Source organism: Sporosarcina aquimarina, assembly GCF_019748715.1.
Taxonomy (GTDB): Bacteria; Bacillota; Bacilli; order Bacillales_A; family Planococcaceae; genus Sporosarcina; species Sporosarcina newyorkensis.
In genome coordinates this window covers 13092-34542 of sequence record NZ_JACLBZ010000012.1, presented here as the reverse complement: position 1 = coordinate 34542, position 21451 = coordinate 13092, and the positions used below count along the sequence as shown (strand labels likewise).

At 41.3% G+C, this 21451-nt stretch carries 19 protein-coding genes; 12 read left to right on the top strand and 7 right to left on the bottom strand.

All coding sequences use genetic code 11. From position 1 onward, the window contains the following. Positions 1-238 precede the first annotated feature (238 nt). Positions 239-1162 (bottom strand): alpha/beta hydrolase, encoded by a 924-nt coding sequence (locus H7J92_RS05975; protein WP_040758220.1) that lies wholly within the window; start codon positions 1160-1162, stop codon positions 239-241. Positions 1163-1167: 5 nt separating this feature from the next. Continuing rightward, positions 1168-2082 (bottom strand): hydroxymethylglutaryl-CoA lyase, encoded by a 915-nt coding sequence (locus tag H7J92_RS05970; RefSeq protein WP_176132545.1) that lies wholly within the window; start codon positions 2080-2082, stop codon positions 1168-1170. Positions 2083-2209: 127 nt separating this feature from the next. On the opposite strand from H7J92_RS05970, the gene H7J92_RS05965 reads away from it, so the two are divergent. From H7J92_RS05965 to H7J92_RS05955, 3 genes are all read left to right on the top strand, one after another. Beyond that, positions 2210-2467: a YqkE family protein gene (locus tag H7J92_RS05965; RefSeq protein ID WP_078817719.1), complete on the top strand. Its 258-nt coding sequence runs from the start codon at positions 2210-2212 to the stop codon at positions 2465-2467. Between the two features lie 103 nt (positions 2468-2570). Then, on the top strand, positions 2571-2996 hold the full coding sequence (locus tag H7J92_RS05960) for a hypothetical protein (RefSeq protein WP_078817718.1): 426 nt from the start codon (positions 2571-2573) through the stop codon (positions 2994-2996). 61 nt (positions 2997-3057) lie between these two features. Beyond that, positions 3058-3909 carry an STAS domain-containing protein gene (locus H7J92_RS05955; protein ID WP_078817717.1) on the top strand — a complete coding sequence of 284 codons (852 nt, stop codon included), beginning with the start codon at positions 3058-3060 and terminating at the stop codon, positions 3907-3909. 43 nt (positions 3910-3952) lie between these two features. Here H7J92_RS05955 and serC read toward each other — a convergent pair whose 3' ends face one another. Then, positions 3953-5050, bottom strand: a complete 1098-nt coding sequence (gene serC, locus H7J92_RS05950; protein WP_078817716.1) for a 3-phosphoserine/phosphohydroxythreonine transaminase — start codon at positions 5048-5050, stop codon at positions 3953-3955. Between the two features lie 213 nt (positions 5051-5263). On the opposite strand from serC, the gene ypfJ reads away from it, so the two are divergent. Then, a complete protein-coding gene (gene ypfJ, locus H7J92_RS05945; RefSeq protein ID WP_078817715.1) occupies positions 5264-6106 on the top strand; it encodes a KPN_02809 family neutral zinc metallopeptidase in 843 nt (280 codons plus the stop codon). 45 nt (positions 6107-6151) lie between these two features. Here ypfJ and H7J92_RS05940 read toward each other — a convergent pair whose 3' ends face one another. From H7J92_RS05940 to H7J92_RS05930, 3 genes are all read right to left on the bottom strand, one after another. After that, positions 6152-7435 (bottom strand): L-lactate MFS transporter, encoded by a 1284-nt coding sequence (locus H7J92_RS05940; RefSeq protein ID WP_078817714.1) that lies wholly within the window; start codon positions 7433-7435, stop codon positions 6152-6154. Positions 7436-7692: 257 nt separating this feature from the next. Continuing rightward, positions 7693-8487 (bottom strand): formate dehydrogenase accessory sulfurtransferase FdhD, encoded by a 795-nt coding sequence (gene fdhD / locus H7J92_RS05935; protein WP_078817713.1) that lies wholly within the window; start codon positions 8485-8487, stop codon positions 7693-7695. A 15-nt stretch (positions 8488-8502) separates the two neighbouring features. Continuing rightward, the gene (locus H7J92_RS05930) at positions 8503-8844 is read right to left on the bottom strand and encodes a Na-translocating system protein MpsC family protein (protein ID WP_221835934.1); all 342 of its coding nucleotides are present in this window, start codon (positions 8842-8844) and stop codon (positions 8503-8505) included. A 265-nt stretch (positions 8845-9109) separates the two neighbouring features. Here H7J92_RS05930 and fdhF point away from each other — a divergent pair, with 265 nt between their 5' ends. The 3 genes from fdhF (at position 9110) to purU (ending at position 13818) form a co-directional block, all read left to right on the top strand. Next, on the top strand, positions 9110-12034 hold the full coding sequence (gene fdhF / locus H7J92_RS05925; protein ID WP_040758214.1) for a formate dehydrogenase subunit alpha: 2925 nt from the start codon (positions 9110-9112) through the stop codon (positions 12032-12034). 18 nt (positions 12035-12052) lie between these two features. Beyond that, a complete protein-coding gene (locus H7J92_RS05920; RefSeq protein ID WP_040758212.1) occupies positions 12053-12541 on the top strand; it encodes a helical membrane plugin domain-containing protein in 489 nt (162 codons plus the stop codon). 386 nt (positions 12542-12927) lie between these two features. Then, on the top strand, positions 12928-13818 hold the full coding sequence (gene purU / locus H7J92_RS05915) for a formyltetrahydrofolate deformylase (RefSeq protein ID WP_050804657.1): 891 nt from the start codon (positions 12928-12930) through the stop codon (positions 13816-13818). Positions 13819-13881: 63 nt separating this feature from the next. On the opposite strand, the gene H7J92_RS05910 is transcribed toward purU, so the two are convergent. Further along, positions 13882-14694 (bottom strand): YitT family protein, encoded by an 813-nt coding sequence (locus H7J92_RS05910; RefSeq protein WP_246602602.1) that lies wholly within the window; start codon positions 14692-14694, stop codon positions 13882-13884. Positions 14695-14909: 215 nt separating this feature from the next. Between H7J92_RS05910 and H7J92_RS05905 the strand changes: the two genes are divergently transcribed. The 5 genes from H7J92_RS05905 (at position 14910) to H7J92_RS05885 (ending at position 21444) form a co-directional block, all read left to right on the top strand. Continuing rightward, complete coding sequence (locus tag H7J92_RS05905; RefSeq protein WP_009497237.1) at positions 14910-16805, top strand: PrkA family serine protein kinase; 1896 nt, start codon at positions 14910-14912, stop codon at positions 16803-16805. A 109-nt stretch (positions 16806-16914) separates the two neighbouring features. Further along, positions 16915-18078, top strand: a complete 1164-nt coding sequence (gene yhbH, locus H7J92_RS05900) for a sporulation protein YhbH (protein ID WP_009497235.1) — start codon at positions 16915-16917, stop codon at positions 18076-18078. Continuing rightward, positions 18069-19472, top strand: a complete 1404-nt coding sequence (locus tag H7J92_RS05895; protein ID WP_040758208.1) for a SpoVR family protein — start codon at positions 18069-18071, stop codon at positions 19470-19472. Before yhbH ends, H7J92_RS05895 begins: the two co-directional genes overlap by 10 nt. Positions 19473-19624: 152 nt before the next feature. Continuing rightward, positions 19625-20434 (top strand): amino acid ABC transporter substrate-binding protein, encoded by an 810-nt coding sequence (locus tag H7J92_RS05890; protein WP_078817710.1) that lies wholly within the window; start codon positions 19625-19627, stop codon positions 20432-20434. A 350-nt stretch (positions 20435-20784) separates the two neighbouring features. After that, on the top strand, positions 20785-21444 hold the full coding sequence (locus tag H7J92_RS05885) for an amino acid ABC transporter permease (RefSeq protein WP_221835933.1): 660 nt from the start codon (positions 20785-20787) through the stop codon (positions 21442-21444). The last annotated feature ends 7 nt before the right edge of the window (positions 21445-21451 follow it).

The following is a 21451-nucleotide window of genomic DNA, read 5'->3' as shown; positions in this document are numbered from 1 at the left end:
CTGCTTCACAAAAGAAAATTAATCAAATGATGGCTCAAATGAACAAAGTACAAGACAAGCCTGATAAAAAAAAATAAGCAAAAACTCCGTTGCTGGCTCTATGGCCCTCTTATACGGAGTTTTTTTATTTTTATTCAGCAGAAGACCACCTCAAAAGGTTGCGAGCTGAATGTAGTTTTATATTCTGCTCAGTGGATGTTCAAACGACCACTGAATGAAGAGAAAGATTCAAGTTCGGTCAAGAAAGTCGGAAACGATTCAGGAATGTCTGGACAACACGCAAGTATTCTTCAGGATTGTCATTATAAGATTTCGCATGTGCACCTTTTTCAAATAGTTTCATCATTTTATCGCCCTTTTTTAACGCATACAGTTCTTCCGTCATATGAGGGAGGATAAATTTATCTTCTAAACTGTGTATAAATAACACGGGTTTATCGATATATTTCATGACTTCTCGAGGCGATACTGCAGCCGATGTGTAACCGTCGCGTATTTTTAAGAATAGGTTGGCAATACGCAAACTCATCGCTGTTTTAAGAGGTAATTCCGTTCGAATGATATGCAATAGCTGTTCAGAGAAATCTGAGAAAGGGCAATCGGAGATATAGAAATCTGCCTCATCCTCATAAGTCCCAGCGTATAAAAGAGTCGTTGCCGCACCCATGGATTCACCATGGATGCCGACCAATGCACGCTTGCCTACGCGCTTTCGTACAGCAGCTACTACTTCCTTTAAATCAATTTTTTCATAAAACCCAAAGCTAGTCGTCTTGCCTCCAGAATCGCCATGCCGTCGATGATCAAAAATCACTGAATTAAAACCGAGACGCTCAAAAAGTCGAGCATATTTTATGGAATTTACTTTGTTTTCAGTGACGCCGTGGCAAATTACGACAGTTCTCGTTGTGTCCAAAGGGCGTAAGAAGACTGCCCGTAAATTGTAGCCATTCGGCGAAGGGATCCAAATATCATCTTTCCGAACGGTTTCGTACCATTGTCGGTCAAAACGTTTTGCCAGCGTTTCCCGCTGCAAAATGAATTCGGAATCTTTTATTTTGAGATACATCATCCGGTTGGTTACCAAGATGCCAAAAACAGTAAAGATGGCCGTGAAAATGCTTGAGACAATACCTGTAATGTACATGACTCTCCGTTTCAACAAAATTACTCCTTTCTTTCTAACTGTTCCCTTTTATATAATTGATACATAGCCGTTTCAATTGGCCGTGAAAGATAGGGAGCTACTTCATCTACAGCTAAGCAAATTCCAGTCAAATCTATTCCTGTTTCGATGTGTAAAGACTGCAGCAAATATAAAACATCCTCAGTTGCTACATTACCTGTAGCTCCAGGAGAAAATGGACAGCCACCCAGCCCGCCCGCAGACGTATCAAAGCGGTCAACGCCTGCTTGTAGAGAAGCATAAATATTCGCGATACCCATTTTTCGCGTATCGTGAAAATGAGCAGTGATCAGTACTTCAGGGAACTGCGTTTTCAGATTACTGAATAATGAATGACTAGCCAACGGGTTCGCCATCCCATCTGTATCGGCCACACTCAATTCATCGACACCCATTTCAACAAATTGTCTACATAGCGCGACTGTTTGTTCAGGTCGTATGAAGCCCTCATACGGACAGTGAAACGCAGTCGAGATGCAGGCCCTGACATAATGCCCATCTTGCTTTACTTGCTGAATTAAGGGTCGTAGCGCAGTCACACTCTCGCTAGTGGAGCAATTAATATTCTTCTGATTGAATGTATCACTGACACCAACAAAGACAGCCAAACTTTCAGCACCGGCATTGATTGCAGCGTGAATACCTTTTTTATTGGGAGTCAGAACGAGCTGCCGGCCATTCTTCCTTACTCGCTGTACTATTTCTTGCGCATCCTTCATCTGCGGTACCCATTTCGGAGACACAAATGAGGTAAGTTCCATTTCCTTTATCCCAGCATCATGCAGCGCCTGGATAAAGGATAATTTCACTTCTGTCGGGATATTGTTTTTTTCATTTTGTAAACCATCTCGCGGTCCGACCTCGATTAGTGTAACGTTTTTTGGTAAACTAAACATAAACATCCCTCCCTTATCTTATTGTACGTAATAAAGAAGAAATAGGGCAATCCATAAACCTTAATAATTTTACAGCTGCGTAATAGCAAGTGCAAATTACATAAAAAAAGAGAAAGCAGGGTTAACTATGGCTAAAAAAAGAAATAACGTTCAACCGAAACAGCAAAAAGCGGATACAGAAGCAGTAGGCACATCCCTTTCCGACTTAGTGAGTGAAGACATGCTGGCGAAATTAAAAAGTGCCAAGCAAGAACTTACAGCAGCGGAGCAAACGAAAAAAGAGCAAGATAAAGAAAAGAGAATTCAAGAACGCAAAGAGCGTGAAAAGAATAAAAGCTTTGAAGAGCTACTTGAAGAATATGGTGACCAAGGAACTAAGTATTGAAAAGTAATATAAACTTGAGCAGTCTGCTGTATAATTAGTGTACAGGCACTGTTTAAATTATTTAGTGGGTTGATCTATAATCTTCTGTTTGAGGAGGCGTACTGTGAAATTCTTACACATTGTTTATGCTGATAAAAGCGAAATGAGGGGCCGCCGAACTTTAGGGAAAAGTCTTGGAGAAGTTCATCGAGCTCCAATTGAACACCCGATTGTAGACTGGATCAGGAAGAATTTAATCCCTGTCGCAGAGCAAGGGCAGATTCAGTATTTTGATTTTCCGAAAGAAAAAGTCGAACTTCTTAACAATTTATTGAATGAAGCTCATGCTGAGAAATCAAAAGATACACCGCGGCCTTGGAAGTATCTACCTATTCCTGATGATGAACATTATCCTTTTATGATCGCGCAATATGAAAAAGAGTACGGAACTATTTACTATGAGTCTTTATATAAATATGTCACTGCACTTGGAGTGATTTTGAATATTTTTGACTTTGAAAAAAACCGCTTACTCGTATTTATTCAATGAACAAATTCTTCTATAAAGGAGAAGTTAAAAGTATAACGAGAATAGCAGTGGGGGATATAGAATGAAAGAGATTGATGTTAAGCTGTATGAATACTTATTGTCTGAATTTCCAAATATAACTGAGTCGTGGCTTGCGATGAGAAAAGTGGAGGAAGGCTCCGTTTATTCTTTAAGCGCCAGTCAGTCAATGGAAGAGACGCTTCGGGAACAAAACAGATTAACCAATTTGACGGTTACCAGCAGTCTGTTGGATGACAAAGAAATATTTCTGAAAAATAAAAAACAGTGGGCAGCAGTAGTTGCACCGAGCAGGGTCAATAGTAAAACGCCAATTGAAGATGTATTAGATGCATTAAGCAAAGTACGCCTAACTTATTGGGGTGTAATTAAAGAATTTTACGTCGCTAATGAGGAAAGCATAACAATTGAAGATTATGTACGTTGGAGCGAGACAATTAACAGTGCGTTTGATCAGATTTATGTTGATTTTGCTGAGACATATAATAAATTTGTTAACAGTAGATTTGATATGCAGCAAAGTTTGATTAATGAATTGAGTTCTCCTGTAATTAAATTGACGGATCAGATTGGAGTCGTTCCATTGATTGGAGATATGGATGAACTGCGTGCTCAAATCATGTTAGAAAGCATACCAGAAAAATGTATGGAAACCAATATCCTTCATTTATTTATTGATTTATCAGGAGTATCAGTTATCGATACATTGGTTGCGCAACAGATTTATCAAATTACACAAGTGTTGGCTTTGCTTGGTACGAAGTCTACTATTACTGGAATTCGTCCAGAAATTGCGCAAGCATCGACAGAACTAGGTCTTGATTTTAGTAATGTCGAGACCTTCAGTTCTCTGCAACAAGCATTTTCAAAGGAATTTAGTGTAGTCCTCAATTAGAAAACCAGGTCACTCTTATATTAGAGTGCCTGGTTTTTTAGTATTATTGATTTTTCGCTTGAAAGTTTAACATGAATTGCTGTAATGCTTGGCAAGCTGCGAACGGCACTGCATTGTATGCAGAAGCACGGCATCCGCCTACGGAGCGGTGTCCATTCAGCCCGACGAAACCTGCCTCTTTTGCTTCCTGTAAAAATTGTTTTTCAAGCTGTTCATCAGCCAAACGGAATGTAATATTCATAAGTGAACGGCTGTCTTTTTCAGCATGTCCTGTATAAAATCCATTACTTTCATCGATGACGTCGTAGATTAGCGTAGCTTTCGCTTCATTATTTTTAGCGATTTGCTCAAGGCCGCCTTGCTGCTCCATCCAGCCTAAAACTTCACCTAACATATATATACCGAATGAAGGCGGAGTATTGTATAGTGAATTGTTTGTAGAATGCGTGCTGTATTTTAGGATAGCAGGAATTTCTACATTTGCATTTTCCAATAAATCTTTACGGATAATTGCAACTGTTACGCCGGAAGGACCGAGATTCTTTTGCGCCCCTGCATAGATCATGCCGAATTTGCTGACGTCTATAGGTCTTGAGAGAATATCACTCGACATATCCGCAATCAATGGAACATCTCCAGTGTCAGGAAACTCTTGGAATTGTGTACCGAAGATCGTGTTGTTGGATGTGATATGAACATATGCATCCTTGTCATCAAACTGGATGTCCGCAAGGGATGGTACTCTATTGTAGTTTGTTTCTTTAGTGGAAGCAGCTTCAAACACATCGCCGATTGTTTTACCTTCTTTTAATGCTTTGTCAGACCAAGCTCCTGACATAATGTAGCCGGCTTTTTTTCCGGAAGTAAGAAAGTTCATTGGAATCATAGCAAATTGAAGACTTGCTCCGCCTTGCAGCAAAAGAACTTCATAATTCTCAGGTATAGCGAAAAGTGATCTCAAGCGTTGGATTGCTTGATTATGTACTTCTTCATAAGCCGCGCTGCGGTGACTCATTTCCATAATGGACATTCCGGAATTTTTAAAATCCACTAGCTCTTTTTGTGCTTTCTCCAACACTTCACGTGGAAGAGCTGATGGACCCGCGTTGAAATTATATACAGACTTCTGACTAATCAACAAAATCACTCCTTCATAAATGTAAGACACTATTATAAAGTATATATGAAAAAATGAACATGTGAAATAGATAACAGTCAATTATCAATAATTTCATCATAATCTGGTGCAGCCGCCTTGTTTGTCTCCTTACCAACTTGGGTATGTTGAAATAAAGTGCAAGTACATGCTCATTAAGCCTTCCACTAAACTGGAAGAACGAGTGGAGGAGATGTCATGAAGACAGATGGACGAAGGAAAAGTTCCAATGTGGAGGATCGAAGAGGTAGAAGCGGTGGCGGCGCGATTGCATTAGGCGGTGGTGGCCTAGGTATCGTGGGAATCATCTTATTTTTATTGCTGGGTGGAAACCCGACTGATTTACTGGATAATGCATCCGTGTCTGAACCCGAGCAACCGTATGTTGAGACGGAACAAGATAAAGAATTGGCGGATTTTGTATCGGTCGTATTAGCCGATACGGAAGATATTTGGACAGAGCTATTCCAGCAACAAGACCTTCAATATGAAAATCCTACGCTTGTCCTCTATACCGGTCAAGTACAGACTGCATGCGGCTTTGGAAGTGCTGCGGCAGGTCCGTTCTATTGTCCAGGAGATCGTAAATTATATATTGATTTAGAGTTTTACGATGAATTGCAGAGTTCTTTCAAAGCTCCGGGAGATTTTGCGATGGCTTATGTTATAGCGCACGAAGTCGGTCATCATGTACAAACTTTACTTGGAATATCGGATCAAGTTATGCCTTTACGTCAAAAAATGAGTGAAACAGAATTCAATAAATACTTAGTAAGATTTGAATTACAAGCCGATTATTTTGCTGGCGTCTGGGCGCATCATGCACAAGGTCTTGGCTACTTGGAGCAAGGAGATTTACAGGAAGCGATTACCGCAGCTGGTGCGGTTGGAGACGACACGATCCAAAAACGTGCGAGAGGCTATGTAGTACCGGAAAGCTTTACGCACGGAACTGCAAAGCAGCGGATCTATTGGTTTGAACACGGATTTGAACTTGGCACCATCAAAGGCGGAGACACGTTTAGTGAAACGGAAAGATAAAATAGCGCATCTCATTCAGAATTCATGAATGAGATGCGCTTTTCATTATTTCGTAGCCGCTATTTGTGGAACTGCGGAGGGATCGATTCCAGCTTGTTCATTACGCAGTCGCTTCATGTCAACACGAATCAAAAGAGAGATTACAAATGCCACAACGAATAATCCGGCGAAAAATAATAAACTGCTTTCGTAACTGCCAGTCGTATCCTTCATCCAAGCCGCAAACATCGGGCCTGCTACTCCGGCAGCGGACCATGCTGTTAAAATATAGCCATGGATCGCTCCGAGTTGCTTCGTTCCAAAAATATCACCGATAAATGCCGGGATGGATGCGAAACCACCACCGTAACATGTATAGATGATTGCTAAAATCACTTGGAAAATGATCGCGTTTGTTGTAAATGGCAACACTGAGAATAATATAAGCTGAACGACAAAGAATGTAGTATAGGTATTCGGACGGCCAATATAGTCTGAGATTGCTGCCCAGCCCAGTCTTCCGGCCCCGTTAAATACTCCAAGTACTCCAACTAAAGCGGCTGCCTGAACGGTAGTCATTCCGATGCTATCAATCGCCAGCGGTTTAGCAGCAGACAGAATCGCAATTCCACAGGTGACATTAATAAATAACATGAACCATAAATAATAAAATCGCTTCGTTTTAATCGCTTCGTTCGCTGTTAGCTGTGCAAGATCTTTTTTGATTTCAGTTTTTCCAGAACGAACTTTTTCGATAAATCCAGGTGGTGCCCATCCTTCTTCAGGTTTTTCAAGATAAAGAGAAGAAAGCAACATGATGATAAAATAAGAGATTCCAAGAATATAAAAAGTGTTTTGCAGCCCCACATTGACAATTAAATATTCCATAATCGGACTGCTGACCGCAGCCGCGAAACCGAAGCCCATAATTGCCAGTCCAGTTGCTAAGCCTCTTCGGTCAGGGAACCATTTAACAAGTGTAGAAACAGGGGCTATATACCCGACACCCAACCCAATTCCACCGAGCATGCCGTAAGAAATATAAAGCAGCGGCAAAGAAGATAAACTAACTGCGAGACCGGCTCCGGTAACTCCGACACCAAAGAAAGTTGCTGCCAGCAACCCGGCTTTTCTAGGACCATACTTTTCTACGAAGTGTCCGAGAAAAGCAGCTGACAATCCTAGGAATAAAATAGCGATACTGAACGTCAGTTGTACTTGGCTTGTTGTCCAGCCGAATTCATCGATCAATGGATTGGTGAAGTTACTCCAAGCATAAACCGATCCAATGGAAATATGAATCCCAACTGCAGACAATGCGATCAGCCATCTGTTCTTTGTCTTTTTCATTCATAAACCTCCCTTTTTTACTGATAAATTCAGCGAGCGGTTTCTGTGATGTCTAATAAGCCACGTAACATGTGCAAGAGCCCAGTGTCTCGTTCTTTGTCGAAAAAGCTAATTTTACAGCTTTTCTGCCATGTTTATTACAGAGGTCTCTACAAATTTTTCATAGATAAAGAACGTGATTTGGGATTAAGCTGTATATTATTATCAATTCACATTATTGTCAATATTAATTTTTGTCCGCTCTTGAAAAAAGGTTTTTAATTATTTAAGACAATTCTTTCCGGATGTGTGTATAGGTTGAATGAATTTCCTCGGATAAAACCTACCGTAGTAATACCGAGTTCTTCGGCTAATGTCAGAGCCAACTCAGTTGGAGCCGACTTCGATAAAACGATTTCACAACCGATTTTTGCCACTTTCAATAAAATTTCGGATGAGATCCGCCCACTGAAAACAATAATTTTATTTCTTACGGAAATTTTATTTCTTAAACAGTGTCCGTAAATTTTATCTAAAGCATTATGCCTGCCGATATCCATTCTAGATAGCAATAAACGGTCTGGCGCGCAAAGGGCGGCATTATGGACGCCGCCTGTATGCCTGAACATGTCCGCTTGCTCTTCCATTTCGTTCATCAGCGAAAAGATTTGTTCGGTTGTTAACTGCACGGAGACACTGCTCATTTTTTTTGCGGTCAAAACGTCACTAGCAAAGACAAAGCCTTGTCTGCTCATACCACAACACGAAGTGATATAGCGCTTGTTCTGTAATTGCTCGAAAAAGGGATAGATAGTGTCTGTTTGCACATGAATAAAACCATTTTCTGTGTCCAAGTGAATATCTTTTATTTGCTCCCATTTCGGGACAATGCCTTCAGACGCTAAAAACCCCACCACCATATCCTCGATATACTCTGGTGTGCAGACAATCGTTGCGAATTCTTTTTCATTCAGCTTAATGGTAATTGCATATTCTACTGCCACCAGATCTTTTTTTTGAGTAAAATGCCCATTTTGAAAACGAATGATCGGCCGCTGATGTTGCTGTTCCATACTATTTTCCCCCTTTCAATCAATCGAACGATCAAATAAAAAAACCGATACAGCAATATCATCATCAATTTTAAAATCACTGAACAAGTGTAAAAATTTAGCTTCCGTCAATTCTTCAAGCCCTTCGGGGGGGGCCTTTGCGTATACAGCTTGAATCATTCCTGTACGCGCCCTGTGAACCATTTCTTTTCCTTCAGGCGTGCTGGCGATAAATTTTTCTGTGGGAGTAAGATTTCCATAAAGCGTCGACACAGCCATATTGTCAACAAATATTGTATGAATTCTTTCGGGCCCTTTGCCGAATAGGTCTTTTCGTAACTTCCTGATAATATCATTGAACATGTGGATTTTTTTCATATTATTTCCTCGATTCATTTAGCAGAATAGTCTAACATTTTTATTGCAGGCATTGTATTACATGCTATTTTACTTTATACTAAAGTAAGAATTGATGAGATTCTAGTACGTGATTGCTAGGTTCTTATCGCCTACATGTAATAGTAAGTATGGATTGGTTCTTTAGCAAGTCCTGTTAAGAAACTATTCCACCATGAAAATTGCCGCTTACGCCGGTTTTTTTCATGGTGGATTTTTATCTTTGTTTAAGAAAGGGGACGTGAATATGTCTATTTCAATTAACGGCAAGCCCTTTGACTTCGCAGAGGGGTCAACATTAATCCAAATTATAAATGCGAATAAAATAGAACATCCGCAAATATGTCATTTGCCAGAAGTGGATCCAATTGAAACTTGTGATACATGTATCGTGGAAGTAAACGGTGAATTAATGCGAGCCTGTTCTACAAAAGCAAGAGACGGTATGAATATAGAGCTGGCTTCACCGCGTGCAAAAGAAGCACAGACAGAAGCGATGGATCGGATACTCGAAAACCATTTACTGTATTGCACCGTATGTGACAACAATAATGGCAACTGCAAAGTGCACAATACAGTTGCACTGATGGAGGTCGAGCATCAAAAGTATCCTTACGAGCCAAAATGTTCAAAGGACGCAGTGGATTTCACCCATCCATTTTACCGGTATGATCCGAATCAATGTATCGCCTGCGGTCAATGTGTGGAAGTCTGCCAGAACTTGCAAGTTAACGAGACGTTATCAATTGACTGGGAACGGGATCGCCCAATTGTTCTTTGGGACGGCGGAGCAAAAATTAATGAGTCTTCATGCGTTGGCTGTGGACATTGTATAACAGTTTGTCCATGTAATGCTTTGATGGAAAAGACGATGCTCGGAGAAGCCGGCTTTATGACGAAAATGGATGACGAATTAATGGAACCAATGATTGACTTGATCAAAGATGTGGAGCCTGGCTATAGCAGCATTATGGCAGTATCCGATGTAGAGGCCGCAATGAGAGAGTCTAAAATCAAAAAAACGAAAACCGTCTGTACATTTTGCGGTGTCGGCTGTTCATATGAAGTATGGACGAAGGATCGTAAAATATTAAAGATCCAACCGGTTTCTGATGCGCCGGTGAATCAAATTTCCACATGTATCAAAGGGAAATTTGGTTGGGACTTCGTTAATAGCGAGGAACGGATTACATCGCCGCTCATTCGAAAAGGTGATGAGTTTGTCGAAGCTTCTTGGGAAGAAGCATTAGACTTGGTCGCCTCAAATTTAGGGGAAATCCGTAAGAAGTATGGCCGAGATGGTATTGGTGTGATTTCTTCTTCGAAAATTACCAATGAAGAAAACTATGTTATACAGAAATTTGCACGGCAAGTATTCAAGACGAATAATGTAGACAATTGCTCTCGTTATTGTCAGTCACCTGCGACAGACGGATTGTTCCGTACGGTCGGAATGGGTGGGGATGCAGGAACGATTAAAGATATTGCGGAAGCCGGACTTGTCATTATTGTCGGGGCAAATCCCGCAGAAGGTCATCCCGTTCTTGCTACGCGTGTCAAACGAGCACATAAATTGCATGGTCAAAAACTGATTGTCGCGGATCTTAGAAAGCATGAAATGGCGGAGCGCGCGGACATCTTCATGACGCCGCAGCAAGGAACAGACCAAGTGTGGTTGATGGCTGTTACGAAATATTTAATCGATCAAGGTTGGCACGATCAGAAATTTATTGATGAAAACGTCTTGCATTTTGAAGATTTTAAAGAAGTGCTCGACCGATATACTTTGGATTATGCTGTAGACGTAACCGGTATTTCGAAAGAAGTATTGATCAAAACAGCCGAAATGATCCGTGATGCAGATGGAACATGTATATTGTGGGGAATGGGTGTTACACAAAATACAGGTGGCTCTGATACATCAGCAGCGATCTCGAATTTGCTGCTCGCATCAGGAAATTATCGACGTCCGGGAGCAGGGGCTTATCCTTTGCGCGGTCATAATAACGTGCAAGGTGCATGCGACATGGGAAGTTTGCCAGGTTGGCTGCCGGGTTATCAGCATATTACAGATGACGCAGCGAGAGAAAAATTTGAACGTGCTTATGGCGTGGAAATAGAAGGCAAGCCAGGCCTTGATAATATTCAGATGCTTCATTCGATTGATGAAGGCGTTATGAAAGGTATGTATATTGTCGGAGAAGATATGGCACTTGTTGACTCCAATGCGAACTATGTGCACGATGTATTATCAAAGCTGGATTTCCTGGTAGTACAAGATATTTTCTTCTCACGAACAGCGCAATATGCCGATGTGATTTTACCGGCTGTTCCTTCACTTGAAAAGGACGGAACATTTACGAATACGGAACGACGTGTTCAGCGTCTATATAAAGCACTGCCGAATAAAGGTGACTCGCGTCAGGATTGGTGGATCATTCAAGAGGTAGCAAATCGTCTAGGCGCAAACTGGAATTATACGCATCCTAGCGATATTTTTGAAGAAATGACGAGCTTGAGCCCGATTTTCGCTCAAGCGTCTTATGAAGAGCTAGAAGGATGGGGAAGTTTCCTTTGGGGCAGCCTGGATGGGGAGAGTACACCTTTGTTATATACAGATGGATTTAATTTTCCGGATAAAAAAGCCCGTTTTGCTTTATCCGATTGGGTAGTGCCGGTTAAGTTCCCGGATGAATATGATCTTCATATTAATAACGGACGGATGTTGGAGCATTTCCATGAAGGGAATCTGACGAATAAATCAGAAGGAATTCAAGAGAAAGTTCCGAATATTTACGTTGAAGTATCACCAGAATTAGCGAAAGACCGCGGCGTGGTATCCGGTACATTTGTACGTCTCATTTCACCGTATGGTGCGTTGAAGCTACCGGCACTTGTCACAGATCGAGTACAGAAAAATGAGCTGTTCCTGCCGATGAACTCTGTAGAGAAAAAGTCTGCCATCAATTTTCTAACTGGTCCGGCAACCGATCAACGGACGAATACACCAGCTTACAAGCAGACAATGGTACGTATGGAAGTTTTACCTCAAGAAGGTGAGAATCCATTGCCGAAGAGCAATCACCGTGATAAGAAAAGGCATCCACAAAACGGAGTGGAAGTAGAGCGTAAGTGGAAAAGGCCGGGGTATGTGCAATTAACAGATCAATGAATCGGGAGGTGAATGGGAATGGCAACACCGATTACTTCTATTAAACGAACCGAACGGACGGAAATTGAAGTTCAAGAAGAAAAATTAGCTGAACTGCAAAAGTTACTAGCAGAGCAAGAAGATTCTATCCAGAAAATAATGGAAATCACCGGTGAATTGCATGATATCGGTGCCTTAGATGCTTTGCAAGCCATGCTTCAAGCAAAAGAAAAAATTGCAGGGATAGCGGTCGGTCAAGTGTCTAGAGAGCCGGTCACCAATATGTTGAATAACTTAATGGCTGCAGCCGGCACTCTAACTGCAATTGATCCGGCCACGATCCAAAAACTATCTCAAAGCGTGCAACGTGGTTTGCATGAAGCAGAGTTGGGTAATGGAGAAAACCAAAAAACCGGAGCCTTGCAATTAATGAAGTCCTTAAACGATCCCGACATCAACCGTGCCCTAACATTTGGCATGAACTTCCTTAAAGGAATGGGAAAAGGATTGAATGAACCAGCCGAATAACAAACCTTTGCGAAAAAGCGCCGAATCCTTCATACTGTAAAGAAGAGTCACGCTTCATTAGAATAGGTTTTCGAAAACTATACGAAGCAAAAACCTTCTCCAACTTTCTTTTATTAGATGGTTGGAGAAATTTATTGATTACAGGAAGTTGGATTGAAACCATTTACAAAGCTATACAACAACCTAGTTGATTTATCGTTGAGAGCAGCGACTTCAACGGGATTAGCGTGACAGGTGAGCCCTCCAGAAGCGACGAGGAGGCTAACCGCATGCCCCCGTGGAAAGCGTTCACTTGCAACGGAAATCAACGGTTTTCAGCAGCAATTCAACGTATCAAATCAACTTATCAAGTAGGAGATGGAGAATACATGTCAACAAGAAGTAGAATGTCAACACACCTAGCAGAACAATCATCTGCACTACAAAATATCGGAAGATTGCTCGTCCAATGCTCCGACAGACCCGGAATCGTTTCAGCGGTCTCTACATTTTTGCTGAATCATCAAGCAAACATCGTGGAATCCAGCCAATACTCGACCGACCCTGAAGGCGGAACGTTCTATCTTCGCATCGAATTCCATGCAGATAATCTCTTGGAGAAAAAGCAGGAATTAGAAAAAGACTTTCAAAAGATCGCCGATGCGTATGAGATGGAATATCGTTTTTCATACGCCGTAGAACTTAAACGCACAGCTATTTTCGTCTCGAAAGAACCTTACTGCTTGATGGAATTGCTCTGGGAGTGGCAAAATGGCGACTTAAACACGGACATTGTCGTCGTGATCAGTAATCATGAGGATGCACGAGAAATGGTCGAAGCGCTCGGAATTCCTTTTCACTACATTCCGGCGAATAAAGACATTCGTCAAGAAGTAGAGCAGCAGCAGATTCAGTTAATGGAAGAATACGACGTCGACGTCCTCGTGCTAGCGCGTTATATGCAAATATTAACACCGAACTTCGTCAGTCACTTCCCGAATCAAATCATTAATATCCACCATTCATTCTTACCTGCCTTCATCGGTGCCCGTCCTTACGAAAGAGCTTTCGGGCGAGGAGTAAAATTGATTGGCGCAACGTCACATTATGTCACAAACGATTTGGATGAAGGTCCGATTATTGAACAGGACATCGAACGCGTAGATCATCGTGATGACACAGTCCAATTAAAGAAAATTGGTCGCCAAATCGAAAGACGTGTTCTTGCGCGTGCTGTGAAATGGCATCTTGAAGATCGTATTATCGTTGAAAACAATAAAACGATTGTCTTCCATTAATAGATGAAACAACCTCTCCGGAATTTTTCGGAGAGGTTGTTTCTATTATATAGAAGGTACTTGTTAATGAATCGCCGATTTGAATGTGGCTCCATGCGTTTCTTGAGTATTCATGATGGTCAAAAATGCAGAGGGATCGATATCTTGTGCGATTTGCTTGAGCTTTGAAATCTCCAGTCTGGTCACCACAACATAGATGACATCTTTTTCATTGTCTGTATAGCCGCCGCGACCATGCAGCTTCGTAATACTTCTGCCCAGTCTCAATCGAATCGCTTCACCGAGTTCCTCATATTCATCAGAAATAATGATGACTGCTTTTGTCTCATCCAACCCTTGAATAACAATATCGATTGCTTTGGACGCGATATAGTAAGTAATGATCGAATACATCGCTTTCTCAGGACCAAGCACAAAACCAGCCCATGTAAAGATAAAGAGATTGAAGAACATAACAAATTCCCCGACGCTGTACGGAATCTTTTTCGTCAATAAAATCCCCAGAATCTCTGTACCATCCAAGGCTCCTCCATTCCGAATAATCATTCCAACACCTGCACCCAATAGTAATCCACCGAAAACAGTAGCAAGCAACGGATCCGTGACGAACGGACCGATAGTCTTTAGCGGGAACTCCACAATTGCAAGTAACGCGATGGCAAACGATAAAGAAATGAAGAAGTTCCTCCCGATATGCTTGTAGCCGAAAAATAAAAACGGAAGGTTACAGATCAATATAAGAACTCCAAATGGTACGCCTGTCAAAAAGTTCAATATGAATGCTATACCAATAATCCCTCCATCAATGACGGAATTTGGTATGAGAAATAAATCCAATGCGACAGCGGTCAGCACAACGCCAATTGATATATACAATTATCTCCTGATCAAATGGCCGGCTGCTTCTTTTTTATGCTGCTTGTTCATAAAATTCCCCTTTTCCGTAACTTATACTTTCTATTTTAAAGGAATCTAAAAAAAGAACAAAGTATGAAATCAAGTAAATTTATTTTTCCTCGTTCCAACGATAAGAATCATTTTTCTTCTACGGGCATACGATAATACATCATAGCCTAATTGGAGGAGAGACGTTGGATATTATTAATCAATTGCATAATTATCGCAGAGAAGAAAATGAGTTGAAGTGGGAAGGGACGTTCAAGGAATACTTGGAATTATTGAAGGAACGTAAAGAAGTTGCGCAGACTGCTCATTCACGAATTTATGAGATGATCGAAAGTGCAGGAGTTGAAAAACAAAATGGACGGAAAGTCTATCAGTTTTTCAATGAAGAATTATTTGGTTTAGAAGAGTCAATTGAACGGCTGGTAGAAGAGTATTTTCATCCGGCAGCTAAACGTTTGGACGTTAAGAAGCGTGTACTATTATTGATGGGACCAGTCAGCGGGGGGAAATCGACGATCGTTACAATGCTTAAACGCGGGCTTGAGCAATATTCACGCACGAACGAAGGAGCTGTGTATGCGATCAAGGGCTGTCCGATGCACGAAGACCCACTGCATCTCATTCCAATGCCATTGCGTGATTCATTTTTTGAAGAATACGGTATACGGATTGAAGGAAGCCTATCCCCGTTGAATAGCTTGCGTCTTGAAGAGGAATATGATGGCAAGGTTGAAGATGTTATAATAGAAAGAATTTTATTATCCGAAGATAAAAGAGTAGGAATTGGTACGTTTACACCATCCGATCCTAAATCACAAGATATTGCGGACTTAACAGGAAGCATTGATTTCTCCACAATCGCAGAATTTGGTTCTGAATCCGACCCTCGAGCGTACCGGTTTGATGGTGAATTGAATAAAGCAAATCGAGGAATGATGGAATTCCAAGAGATGTTGAAGCTTGATGAAAAGTTCCTCTGGCATTTATTGTCTTTGACGCAGGAAGGAAACTTCAAAGCAGGACGTTTTGCGTTGATCAGTGCAGATGAATTAATTGTTGCGCATACGAATGAAACGGAGTATCGATCATTCATTAGCAATAAAAAGAATGAAGCATTACATTCTCGACTCATCGTCATTCCAATTCCATACAATCTAAAAGTGAGTGCGGAAGAAAAAATTTATCAGAAAATGATTCGTGAAAGCGATATGGCGCATGTCCACATTGCGCCTCATGCGTTGCGTGTTGCCGCGATTTTCTCTGTGTTGACTCGTTTGAAAGCTTCTAAAAAGCAAGGGATTGATCGCTTGAAGAAGCTGCGTCTTTACGATGGACAGAGTGTAGAAGGCTTTAACGATGCGGACACAGAAGAATTGAAAAATGAATTTATGGATGAAGGAATGGATGGGGTCGACCCACGTTATGTGATCAACCGAATTTCCTCCGCCATTATTCGTAAAGAAGTACCTAGTATCAATGCGCTTGACGTACTGCGGTCATTGAAAGACGGATTCGATCAGCACGCGTCAATTTCTGCCGAAGACCGTGATACGTATATGAATTATATTTCCATGGCGCGTAAGGAATATGATGAAATTGCCAAAAAAGAAGTGCAAAAGGCATTTGTGTATTCTTACGAAGAGTCGGCTAAAACGCTGATGGATAACTATTTAGACAATGTTGAAGCCTATTGCAATAAAAATAAATTACGTGATCCATTAACTGGAGAAGAAGTAAATCCGGATGAAAAATTGATGCGCTCGCTTGAAGAGCAAATCGGTATTTCTGAGAATGCCAAAAAAGCATTCCGTGAAGAGATTTTAATTCGCATTTCCGCTTATGCAAGGAAGAATCAGCGCTTTGATTACCGTTCGCACGACCGCTTACGGGAGGCTATACAGAAGAAGCTGTTTGCTGATTTAAAAGACGTCGTCAAGATCACAACGACTTCTGCTACGCCAGACGAGACGCAGCTCAAGAAGATGAACGAGGTAGTGGCTCGACTGATTGATGAGCATGGGTATAATTCAGTTTCCGCCAATGAACTTTTGCGTTATGTAGGCAGTTTGCTGAATCGTTGACGAAAGAAACAAGGTCCCAGAAATAGGGACCTTGTTTTTTAGTCAATATTCAAACTTCTGCCGCATATGATAGGGAAACAAATTGTTCGAGAGATAGGCGGGGATTCGAATGGAAGAAAACCAGAAAAGTCGTTTTGTTGTCACTGAGGAAAATTGGTCTCTCCATCGCAAAGGGCATCAGGATCAGCAACGCCATCTAGATAAAATTAAAGAAGTGTTGCAAAGTAATTTGCCTGATTTAATTAGTGAAGAAAATATTATTCTTTCGAATGGAAAAGACGTAGTGAAAATACCGATTCGTTCATTGGATGAGTTCAAAATTCGTTACAACCATGAGAAGTCCAAGCACGTTGGACAAGGAAAGGGAGACAGTAAAGTTGGAGATGTCGTGGCGCAAGGAGAGCAAAAGCAAGCACAACAAGGCAACGGCAAAGAAGCGGGAGACCAACCAGGGCAAGATATCTATGAAACTGAAGTGTCGATGGAAGAGTTGGAAGAGCTTTTCTTCAAGGAGCTGGAGTTACCGGATTTGGAACAAAAAGAACAATCTGTGACGACAATTGAAGATATTGACTTTACGGATATTCGAAAAAAAGGATTGATTGGCAATATAGATAAAAAACGTACTTTACTATCTGCCATTAAACGAAATGCGATGAAAGGGAAAGCGGAAATTGCTCCGATCATAGAAGATGATTTGCGGTTTAAAACGTGGAATCCTGTTGAGAAGCCCCAATCAAAGGCAGTCGTACTTGCGATGATGGATACGAGTGGTTCGATGGGGAAATTTGAGAAGTATATGGCGAGAAGCTTTTTCTTCTGGATGACAAAATTTCTACGCACAAAATATGAAACAGTCGAAATCGAATTCATTGCACACCATACTGAAGCAAAAGTTGTGACGGAAGAGAATTTCTTCAATAAAGGAGAGAGTGGCGGGACGAAATGCTCTTCAGCTTATGAAAAAGCTTTGCAAGTGATCAAAGAATCGTATCCGCCAGCCAGCTATAATATTTATCCGGTACACTTTTCAGACGGAGAAAACATGACAAGCGATAATAGGAAATGCCTGGAGTATGTAGACGAATTACTGTCGATATCTAATATGTTCGGCTACGCAGAAGTGAATGAACACCGTAGAATGTCCACGTTAATGTCCGCGTATAAATCGATAGAGCATCCGAAATTTAATTATTACATTTTACAGAAAAACCGAGATGTTTACTTTGCACTTAAGAAGTTCTTTGAAAAGCGAACGGAGGGATTACGCTGAATGATCAGCTAGCATTAGAGCGAGCAATTGAAGAAATAACCGAGATTGCCAGTGGATTTGGTTTAGATTTTTATCAGATGCGCTATGAAGTGTGTCCTGCAGATATCCTTTACACATTCGGGGCATACGGCATGCCGACCCGCTATACGCATTGGAGTTTCGGAAAGCAATTTCATAAAATGAAACTCCAATATGACATCGGATTAAGCAAGATTTATGAGCTAGTGATTAATTCGAATCCGTGTTATGCATTTTTATTAAATACGAATAGTTTGATTCAAAATAAGTTGATCATTGCCCATGTGCTGGCTCATTGTGATTTCTTTAAAAATAATATTTATTTTTCCAAGACGCGTAAAGACATGGTGGAAAGTATGGCAGCGACAGCAGAGCGCATCGCGGAATATGAAATACGCTATGGTAAGCAAAGAGTTGAAACGTTTTTGGATGCCGTATTGGCTATCCAGGAGCATATTGATCCAAGTATCGTACGCGACATTAAACCATCCTCTTCCTCATTTGATGAGCCTATTGCGAGACGAACAGCTTACGATGACTTATGGAATTTAGATCAGCATCCTGTCCTTGGACAGCAAGCGATCGAGATGAATAAAAAGTTTCCCGAACAGCCGGAGAAGGATGTACTGCTTTTCATATTGGAAAACAGCAGAATTTTAACAGATTGGCAAGCTGATATTTTAACGATGTTGCGTGAGGAAATGCTATATTTCTGGCCGCAGCTGGAAACAAAAATTATGAATGAAGGATGGGCTTCTTATTGGCATCAACAAATACTTCGGGAAATGGATTTGACGCCCTCTGAGACGATTGAATTTGCAAAGTTGAATGCTAATGTTCTCCAACCTTCCAAGACTTCCATCAATCCATATTATCTTGGAGTGAAAATTTTTGAGGATATTGAAAAGCGATATGATTTACTTGCGCAAGGAGCAGATGGAAAAGGTGAACGTCCTATGACAGGGCGAGAAAAGATTTTTGAAGCGAGGGAAATAGAGAATGACACATCGTTCATCCGCAATTATTTGACCGATGACTTGATTAAGCAAGAAGATATGTATGTCTTTCAGAAACAGGAGAATATGTACAAAGTTTCGGATCTGCAGGCAGAGAATGTCCGAAATCAGTTGATCGGGATGCGGGTGAATGGAGGGTTTCCGTATATCGTAGTGGAAGATGGCGATTATATGAAAAATGGTGAGTTGTATCTTGTGCATCGTTACGAGGAGACGGAGCTTGATCTGCCCTATTTAGAGCACGTCCTCCCGCATATCCACCGGCTGTGGGGCCGCATTGTTCATATGGAGACGGTACTTGAGAACAAGTCACTCATATTTTCATATGATGGGCATAAAGTGTTCCGGCGATCTAAATAACGCGGCAGAGAATAGACGGACGTCTATTCTTTTTTCTATGATTAATTTAATTTTAGTAAAGTAGGGGCTTTTCATTTCGGATATCTAATGGTATTTTAGTAATACGTTAATTCTTTAGCGTATTAAAGAGAGAAAGAAAGAGGGGAAATAACATGAAGAAGTCGTTCATATTCCTGTTCGCCGTCTTACTACTAGTTATGGCAGGCTGTTCGGACAAGTCCGCTGAAGGGGATAGTCCTGCAACAAGTGCAGACACAGGGAAAGACAAAGAAGTTAAAGAGATCATCATTGGCGTGGATGATAAATTTGCACCAATGGGGTTCCGAGATGATAAAAATGAGCTAGTAGGATTTGATATCGATATGGCAAAAGCAGCCGCTGAGCATATGGGAGCTGAGGCGAAATTCCAGCCAATCGACTGGAAAACGAAAGAAACCGAATTAAGCAGTGGACGAATTGATTTAATTTGGAATGGTTATACGATTACTGATGAGCGAAAAGAAAAAGTATTATTTACAAAGCCGTACTTGGATAATAACCAAGTGGTTGTAACATTAGCGGATTCAGATATTGGAAAAGTAGAAGAGCTAGATGGGAAAGTAGTTGGCTTGCAAGCTTTGTCTTCAGCAGGACCGGCACTGGAGAGTCACCCGATCCATGAAAAATTAAAAACCGTAACCGAGTTTGCAGATAATGTATTGGCACTGACAGACCTTAAAACAGGCCGTCTCGACGCGGTCGTACTTGACGAAGTTGTCATCGACTACTATATGACAAAAGAAGAAGGAGTCTTCAAGAAACTAGATGGTTCTTTAGCGGTTGAGGAGTACGGGATTGGTGTCAAGAAAGGCAATGAAGAGTTACTCGAAAACTTACAAAAAGCTTTAGATACGATGAACGAAGACGGCACTTCCGCTGACATCTCCACTGAATGGTTTGGAGAAGATAAACTCCTTCGTTGATTCGAAATTATATATGTTGTATTAAAGTTTTTATATGAGTTTGCTCAGAAATGGACACTCAGTTGATTGGAGTGGAAGGCGGCGACTCCTGCGGGGTATAGCGCGAATGGCGAGACCCCACAGGAGCAAAGCGACGAGGAGGCTCGCCCGCGCCCCGCGGAAAGCGTCCGCCTGGAACGGAAATCAACGGGTTCTACGTTGTACTTTGAGTGTAAGTTATTTATTTTAGCGTATATAGCGAAAAAATAGTGTATCAACTGTGTTGCAGAAAGTTGAGAGTACTGACTTTCTGCAGCATTTTATAATGGAAGTCCAAGAGTTTTTAACTGTGTTTTTGGAGGAATTAAACGATGAATTTTGACTATTTTATGTCTATGCTGATCCCAATGCTCGAAGGAGTTAAAGCGACCGTCCTATTATTCGTGCTCGCTATCGTTCTTTCGATTCCACTTGGTTTTATGCTGACACTTGCCGTAAGAAGTAGTATGAAACCAATTTCTTTTTTAGCGCAAACTTATATTTATATCATGCGTGGGACCCCTTTGTTATTGCAGCTATTGTTTTTTGTCTTTGGTTTGCCACTTCTTCCGGTAATTGGGGAGTTTCTCGTGTTAGACCGGTTCGTCGCTGCCACATTGGCGTTTATTTTGAACTATGCGGCCTACTTTGCTGAAATCTTTCGCGGTGGCCTCCTATCCATTGATAAAGGACAGTACGAAGCTTCGCAAGTCCTCGGATTATCAAAATGGCAAACGACTACACGTGTCATTCTACCGCAGATGTTCCGAGTGACGTTACCACCGATTGCTAATGAGTCTGTCTCCTTAGTAAAGGACACAGCCTTATTGTATGCAGTGGCGGTACCCGAGCTGCTCCACTACGCGCAGACCGTGGTCAATCGAGATTTTACGATCATTCCATTTTTCATTGCAGCGGGGATCTATTTATTGATTGCCTTTGCATTGACGATTGTTTTCAAGTATTTAGAGAGAAAGCTGCAATATGATTGAGGAGAGA